At 61.4% G+C, this 7,654-nt stretch carries 8 protein-coding genes; 2 read left to right on the top strand and 6 right to left on the bottom strand.

Annotated features, from left to right (window positions below):
* Window positions 1-156, top strand: a 156-nt coding sequence (locus tag QM600_RS22270) for a cupredoxin domain-containing protein (RefSeq protein ID WP_349307285.1), incomplete at its 5' end; no start/stop codon positions are given.
* Between the two features lie 58 nt (window positions 157-214).
* Here the strand turns inward: QM600_RS22270 and glmS are convergent.
* The gene (gene glmS / locus QM600_RS22265) at window positions 215-2,077 is read right to left on the bottom strand and encodes a glutamine--fructose-6-phosphate transaminase (isomerizing) (RefSeq protein WP_283263709.1); all 1,863 of its coding nucleotides are present in this window, start codon (window positions 2,075-2,077) and stop codon (window positions 215-217) included.
* Between the two features lie 133 nt (window positions 2,078-2,210).
* Between glmS and QM600_RS22260 the strand changes: the two genes are divergently transcribed.
* Window positions 2,211-3,050, top strand: coding sequence for a poly(ethylene terephthalate) hydrolase family protein (locus QM600_RS22260; protein WP_283263708.1), 840 nt, complete (start codon window positions 2,211-2,213; stop codon window positions 3,048-3,050).
* Between the two features lie 265 nt (window positions 3,051-3,315).
* Here QM600_RS22260 and QM600_RS22255 read toward each other — a convergent pair whose 3' ends face one another.
* From QM600_RS22255 to rplM, 5 genes are all read right to left on the bottom strand, one after another.
* Window positions 3,316-4,650 carry a hypothetical protein gene (locus QM600_RS22255; RefSeq protein WP_283263707.1) on the bottom strand — a complete coding sequence of 445 codons (1,335 nt, stop codon included), beginning with the start codon at window positions 4,648-4,650 and terminating at the stop codon, window positions 3,316-3,318.
* 23 nt (window positions 4,651-4,673) lie between these two features.
* Window positions 4,674-4,991 (bottom strand): hypothetical protein, encoded by a 318-nt coding sequence (locus tag QM600_RS22250; RefSeq protein ID WP_283263706.1) that lies wholly within the window; start codon window positions 4,989-4,991, stop codon window positions 4,674-4,676.
* Window positions 4,992-5,125: 134 nt separating this feature from the next.
* On the bottom strand, window positions 5,126-6,490 hold the full coding sequence (glmM, locus tag QM600_RS22245; RefSeq protein ID WP_283263705.1) for a phosphoglucosamine mutase: 1,365 nt from the start codon (window positions 6,488-6,490) through the stop codon (window positions 5,126-5,128).
* Window positions 6,491-6,632: 142 nt separating this feature from the next.
* On the bottom strand, window positions 6,633-7,145 hold the full coding sequence (rpsI, locus tag QM600_RS22240; protein ID WP_283263704.1) for a 30S ribosomal protein S9: 513 nt from the start codon (window positions 7,143-7,145) through the stop codon (window positions 6,633-6,635).
* Window positions 7,142-7,585 carry a 50S ribosomal protein L13 gene (rplM, locus tag QM600_RS22235; protein WP_243620863.1) on the bottom strand — a complete coding sequence of 148 codons (444 nt, stop codon included), beginning with the start codon at window positions 7,583-7,585 and terminating at the stop codon, window positions 7,142-7,144. The genes rpsI and rplM overlap by 4 nt, the downstream gene beginning before the upstream one ends.
* Window positions 7,586-7,654: the final 69 nt, after the last annotated feature.

The raw sequence follows: 7,654 nt of genomic DNA, 5'->3' as shown, positions 1-7,654 counted from the left end.
CACGACGTCCGCGGCCTCGGATCAGCCCGAAGCCTGCTCCGCAGCCCACTCAAGAAGTCCGGAACCTACACGGCCACCTTCACCGAACCCGGAACCTACGACTACACGTGCACACCGCACCCCGACATGCGCGGGACCGTCGTCGTCCAAGCCTAGATATAGCGATGCCCGCAGTCCTCAGGACTGCGGGCATCGCTATATCTTCGATCGAAAGTTATTCGACCGTAACCGATTTCGCCAGGTTACGCGGCTTGTCAACATCGTAGCCGCGCGCTGCAGCCACCTCCGCCGCAAAGATCTGCAACGGAACCGTCGACAGCAACGGCTGCAACAGCGTCGGCGACGCCGGAATCTCGATCAGGTGATCGGCGTGCGCAGCAGCGACGGTGTCGCCTTCCTCCGCGATCACGATGGTTGTGGCGCCACGAGCCTTGATCTCCTGAATGTTGGAGACCAACTTCGAATGCAACACCGCACGACCCTGCGGCGACGGCATGACGATGATGACCGGCAGGCCCTCCTCGATCAACGCGATCGGCCCGTGCTTGAGCTCACCGGCCGCGAAGCCTTCGGCGTGAATGTACGCGAGCTCCTTGAGCTTGAGCGCACCCTCGAGCGCAACGGGATAACCGACATGGCGCCCCAGGAACAGAATCGTCGATGCTGTCGCGAATTTGCGCGCCAACTCACGTACCGGCTCTGCATTCTCGATGACCTTGCGCACCAACGCCGGCATAGCCTCGAGATCGGCGTACTCACGCGCAACCTCGTCGGGGTACTTGGTGCCGCGTGCCTGAGCCAACGCCAATCCGACAAGGTAGTTCGCTGTCACCTGTGCCAGGAATGCCTTGGTTGACGCGACCGCAATTTCCGGTCCTGCCCGGGTGTAGAGAACAGCGTCGGCCTCACGCGGGATCTGTGCACCATTGGTGTTGCAGATCGCGAGAACCCGAGCCTTCTGGTCCTTGGCGTGCTTCACTGCTTCGAGCGTGTCCGCTGTCTCTCCGGACTGCGAGATCGCGACGACGAGCGTCGAACGGTCCAGAACCGGATCCCGGTAACGGAATTCGCTGGCCAACTCGACCTCGACGGGAAGCCTCGTCCAATGCTCGATCGCGTACTTCGCCAACAAACCCGAGTGGTAGGCACTACCGCACGCCACGACAAAAACCTTGTCGACGTCCCGCAGTTCCTGATCCGACAACCGCTGCTCGTCGAGGATGATCTTGCCATTCTCGAAGTGACCGAGAAGCGTGTCCGCAACCGCGGTCGGCTGCTCCTCGATCTCCTTGAGCATGAAGTAGTCGTGACCGCCCTTTTCGGCAGCCGCAAGATCCCAATCGATCCGGAACGGGCGACCCTGCGCCTCGTTGCCGGAAAAATCGGAGATCGTGTAACCGTCCGCCGTGATCACGACGGCCTGATCCTGGCCGAGTTCCACCGCATCACGAGTGTGCTCGATGAATGCCGCAACATCGGAGCCGAGGAACATCTCGCCCTCACCGACACCGACCACCAACGGCGTCGAACGACGCGCGGCAACAATCATGTCCGCATGATCGGCGTGAGTGAACACCAACGTGAATGCACCCTCGAGACGGCGAACCACCGACAACGCACTCTCCACGAAATCACCCGACGACGGGCCCTCCGCGTACGCACGCGCCACCAAGTGGACAGCTACCTCGGAGTCGGTGTCACTGAGCAACTCGACGCCCGCGGCTTCGAGTTCAGCGCGCAACGGCGCGAAGTTCTCGATGATTCCGTTGTGGACAACCGCAAGTTTCCCGCTCGCATCACGATGCGGGTGAGCATTGCGATCCGTCGGTCTACCGTGCGTCGCCCATCTCGTATGACCGATTCCAGCGGTGCCTACAAAACTGTCGGTACCGACCTCCTCCAACCGAGCTTCGAGGTTGGCCAGCTTCCCGGCTTTACGCTCGATCTCGACCCCACCGACTCCATCGAGAATCGCGATTCCCGCAGAGTCATAGCCGCGATACTCCATTCGCCGCAAAGCCTCCACCACAACACCCAGAGCCGGGCGGTGGCCGACGTATCCCACGATTCCGCACATGGTGACTCAGGGTACTTGGACGGCGACGGTCAGTGCATTCTGCGGTTACCCGACGACGCCCCACGACGGTCTCCGTCGACGTGGCGACCGTCCACGCGTCGAGCAGACGCCACATCGGATAACGTCTTGACCCGTGGCACCGAAACTGAAGACACTGACACGCGAGCTGTCCAAGCGCGGACCGCACCGAGTTCTGCGCGGCAACCTCGCCCTCGCCGGTCAGCCAGGCGTCGTCTATACCCCGGAAGCTGGATTCAACCTGCCCGCCGTTGCCTTCGCGCACGGGTGGATGGTGGGTGCACACAAGTACGAACAGACGCTCCAACACCTTGCTTCCTGGGGAATCGTGGCCGCAGCACCCGAGAGTGAACGCGGACCGATCCCCTCGCACCTCGGTTTGGCGGCCGATCTGCGTTCAACACTGGACATCTGCGTCGGAGTGCGACTGGGCCCCGGGCAGATCAGTGTTCATCCCGACCACGTCGCGTTCGCCGGACACGGAATGGGCGCCGGAGCCGCGGTTCTCGCCGCCGCTCAGCGCGGCAATGTCGCCGCTGTGGCTGCACTGTTCCCAGCACCGACCGCTCCCAAAGCCGAAAACTACGCGTCCAAGATCACAGCACCGGGTCTCATCCTCGCCGGAGAAGACGACGTCGATTCACTCACCAGCAACGCCCGGCCCCTCACGCGCGAATGGGGTGGCCCCGTAGTCGGACGAACCATCGACGACGCGCAGGACGCCGGTCTCATCGAAGGTCGTCGACTCCTCGGCGCATTGGGCCTCGGCGGGTCGGAGCGCAAAACTCAGCTCACAGCACGCTGTGTCCTGACGGGATTCCTACTGTTCCACCTGACCGGAGACAAACGCTACGAAGCCTTCGCCGATCAGGATGCCGAAATCCCGCACACATCAGCGATGTTCGACGCAGGCACTCAGTCGGACGCGGGCCGCAACCAAGCACTTCCGCGGTAGTCGACGCTCGATCCTCCCGGGTTGGGAATCGCGCTGCTCCGATCACCCGGCATAGGTTCCGACGCCGACCGGAGAAACCGGGACTGGTCCGGTTCCGCTACCGACAGAGTTGGATCGTCAATTTCGTGGACCACCCGCGACCTGACGACGTCACCGAATTCTCTGCACTGTTGCTCGTAGCCTCGCTCGGCAACGGCCCGTCGTGCCCGAAACTCGGCGAGCTTCGAATCCATGACCCGGCTGATCGCATCGAACTGTGCCCCGCTCATATCGGCCCCGCGCCAGCCAACTCGGCTCCGGTCTCGACTGCGGCCGGTGACCCTTCCGGTCTCGGTGACTCTTCCGGGCTCGATCCGGAATCAATGGGAACGGAATCCAGCGGTACAGGATCCGGTAGTTGATACTGAAATTCGTTCGATTCAGGAATTTCAACAGGATCCGAAACCGTGACCGGTTCAGCCTGTTGTTCGGGCGCTTCGGAGACTGTGGGCACCAATTCCGGCTCTGGAGCCGATTCTGGCTCTGGGACTCGTCCAGCGTCTAAGCCCACGTTCGTATCCGCATCGACAACGATTCGCGGCCAACCATTCTCATCCAATTCCACTGTCACAGTGAGCGACCCACCAATAGGATCACGAACTTCGAGGCTCACACCACGGCCGTCCGGCGCGACGGAAAATCCCCAGGTGTCAGTGCCCACGACCAAGTCCAACGACGACTCTTTCAGCAGTGCCGCCGATTCTTTCGACAACACCGAAGGTTCCGACCACGAACCCTCCCCGACGGATTCACTCTCGATCGGAAACAGTTGGGTCGCTACCCCGGTGACAACGCCGAAGGCCTCGGTGAGCGCCGCGCGGCAGTCCTCGCACGCCCGATCGAACTCGTCTCGCGTATCCAGATACACTTTACGAAAGACCCGATCAAACCAGGGATGAACGAGATCAACTGCGGCCCTACAAGTTTCAACCTGAGCAAAGGGATGCGCGTTTCGCACACCACGAAACCGCATATCCGACAACGGCGCAAACCATGTTGCCGCCTCCTCGACTGCGTCAATTCCGCCGTCTCGACACACGGCCGCCAGCTGGTCGATGCCCTTCGCATCGATGCCACCAACCGTCTCCCGGTCCAACGATGAAACTTTGAATGCTTTGTCCACCAATGCAGTTCGAACTATTCGGGAAAATTCACCGGATGCCGAGGCGAGAATCGGCATGGATTCGACATCCGCTTCCGCTCGACGACCTTCTTCCCTCACTTGTGCGGACACGTAATCCACACCCTCGACATTCCAGATGTCCGCCAACGAATCAGATAGCGTGACACAAAATCTGGAGTCCGCTGACACGATATCCACGGCAGCAAGCATGCGCGATATGTCATTCGACAACGCCGTCAGATCGATTCCGGATTCCGCACGATACATCTCGTCATAGCAACTGCGCGTACGGTGATCCAGTCCCATCTGCGCGGCAGCGCCATGAAAGCGATCGAAGAACGACAGTCCTACGGCACCGCTTTCAAGAACGTCTTCGGGATCGCAGAGCGAGTTTCTTTGTGCAATAACCGATTCCGGGACATTCAGCTCAGAGCGCACACCGGCAGCGTCTCGAATAAACATCACAACATCGAGTCCAGGCGTCCGCTGCCTACCGAGCGCAGTCGACCAGCAGAATCCCGATCGATCTCGACAAACGTTCGGGACGAATCGCCGATTCGGGTACCGAGATCTTCGAGGAACTGAGCACGTTCCGTTATCCGTATCTGGAGACCGGCCAGCGCTTCGGCGAGTGCACGGCCTTGCTCGACATAATCGCGACCCGCGCATGAACCCGAGAACGCTGGAGACGCCAGCATTCCTGCCGCGACACTCAACTGATGGGCAGCGGCCGCGGTTCGACGCTCCAACTCGTCCGTGGCAATGTAATCGATCTCCATGCGGCACTCCGTTCGCACGACCGCACAAGAATCCGACGGTCCATGACTACTTGGACGCACAGCGACCGCCCGAGGTTCCCGCGAAATGCTGCGAGCCTGAACCGAGCATCCGCGGACGGGAAAACCTACCGCGACTACACCGCAGCGACGGTTGCCGCCAGTTCATCTGCGAGCGTGCGCGCCAAACTCAGGTCTGCAGCTTCGACCATGACACGGACCAATTGCTCGGTGCCCGACGCCCGGAGCAACACCCGACCGGCTTCGCCGAGAAGACGCTCGGCGTCGGCAACTGCCACTACCACCGACGTAGCTGCCGCAACTGCCGCTTTGTCATCGACCTTCACGTTGATCAATACCTGCGGAAGTGTCGTCATGGTGGCGGCCAGATCCGAGGAAAGCCTGCGCGTCTGCGCCATTCTGGCCAGCAGCCGCAGACCGGTGAGAACGCCGTCACCGGTAGTTCCGAACCCGGGAAACACGACATGGCCGGACTGCTCGCCGCCCAGGCTGTATCCACCGGCGCGAAGCTCCTCGAGCACATAGCGGTCACCGACTGCCGCGGTGACGACGTCGATACCAGCCGCTCGCATCGCCAGATGCAGACCCAAGTTGCTCATCACCGTCGCAACCAGCGTGTTGTCGACCAACTCTCCGGCTTCACTCATGGCTACGGCAAGCACAGCCATGATCACGTCACCGTCGATCACTGCACCCGTCTCGTCCACCGCCAGGCATCGGTCGGCATCTCCGTCGTGGGCAAGCCCCAGATCGGCGCCGTGTTCGACAACCGCCCTCTGAAGATTCTCGAGGTGGGTGGAACCGCAGCCGTCGTTGATATTGAGACCGTCAGGCTCAGCACTGATCGCAATCACGGTCGCTCCGGCCGCGCGATACGCTGCGGGCCCAACCTCCGACGCTGCCCCGTTGGCACAGTCCACAACCACTGTCAGTCCTTCGAGCGACTCGTGGAGAGCCGTATCGAGATGCTTCAAGTACAGCGTGGCCGCATCGTCGACGCTACGCACGCGCCCGATACCCGAACCTGTCGGGAGAGTAGGCACTGCCTCGCCGTCCAGCACGGACTCGATCGCGGCTTCCGCGTCGTCACCAAGTTTGTGTCCGCCGGCGGCAAAAATCTTGATTCCGTTGTCCGGCATCGGGTTGTGCGAGGCGGAAATCATCACGCCAAGACTCGCGTCGAACAGACCGGTCAGATACGCAACCGCCGGAGTCGGCAAAACTCCGACATCGAGAACATCGACCCCAGCCGAACTCAGTCCAGCGGTGACAGCAGCCTGCAGCATCTCACCACTCGCGCGCGGATCACGTCCGACCACGGCAATCGGCCGGGTACCCACGCTGGTTTTTTTCGCGTCTGTTCTCTCGGAATCGAGGGCCAGCACGTGCGCGGCAGCGACCGACAATCGCAGGGCGAGATCCGCGGTCAGATCGGAATTGGCCAATCCACGCACACCATCAGTTCCGAACAACCGACCCATCGAACAACTCCCTGGATTTCTTTCGTGTTCTGTGAAAAGTCTTCCCTGACACCACAAGAGCGGGCGTCCGGTAACAATGGACGCCCGCTCTTGTGGTGAACAGGTGCCGAAGCGGACCAGTTCGGTCAACCTCGGCGAAGCATCAGCGCTTCGAGTACTGCGATGCCTTACGAGCCTTCTTCAGTCCGTACTTCTTACGCTCGACCTTACGGGCGTCGCGCGTCAGGAAGCCGGCCTTCTTGAGTGCCGGACGATCATCGGGGGTGACCTCGAGGAGTGCGCGCGCGATAGCCAGACGCAATGCGCCTGCCTGACCGGACGGGCCGCCACCGTGGAGCAGTGCAATGATGTCGAAAGACTCGGGACGCTCGACGAGAACCAGCGGAGCCTTGATCAGCTGCTGGTGCACCTTGTTGGGGAAGTAATCTTCCATGGTGCGGCCGTTGAGCTTGAACTCGCCGGTGCCGGGAACCATGCGGACGCGAACGACCGCTTCCTTACGACGACCAACGGTCTGGATCGGGCGATCGAAGACGATCGGTGCCAGCGGTGCCGCTGCAACCTCTTCTACGACCTCGACTGCTTCAGCGGCGATGAACTCTTCCACTGCTTCAATGTTCTCTTCGGTCACGTTCTGCTCTTCCGGCGATGTCACTGTGCGACCTGCTTGATCTCGAAAGGCACCGGCTGCTGCGCGGTGTGGGGGTGATTCGGGCCCGCGTAGACCTTCAGCTTGCTGCTCATCGCGCGACCCAGCTTGGTCTTCGGGAGCATGCCGACGATGGCCTTTTCCACGAGACGGTCGGGGTTACGGTCAAGGACCTCTCCGACGGTGCGGGACTTCAGGCCACCCGGGAATCCGGAGTGGTGGTAGAGCTTCTTGCCCTCGAGCTTGTTGCCGCTGATGGCAACCTTCTCGGCATTGATGACGACGACGAAGTCGCCACCATCGATGTGGGGTGCATAGGTGGGCTTGTGCTTACCGCGCAGCAGGGTCGCTGCCTGAACGGCAAGACGGCCGAGCACCACGTCGGTGGCGTCGATGACGTGCCACGCGTGGGTCACATCTCCGGCCTTCGGGGTGTACGTAGACACAGAACTTCCTCGTCTTATTTCATTCCACTGCTGACCATGTGCGTATCGCAAAGACAATTCTCGGCGGCC

The organism is Rhodococcus sp. IEGM 1379 (assembly GCF_030056815.1).
Classification (GTDB): Bacteria; Actinomycetota; Actinomycetes; order Mycobacteriales; family Mycobacteriaceae; genus Rhodococcus_F.
The sequence above is the reverse complement of the archived record's forward strand: the minus strand, read 5'-3'. Positions and strand labels throughout refer to the sequence as shown.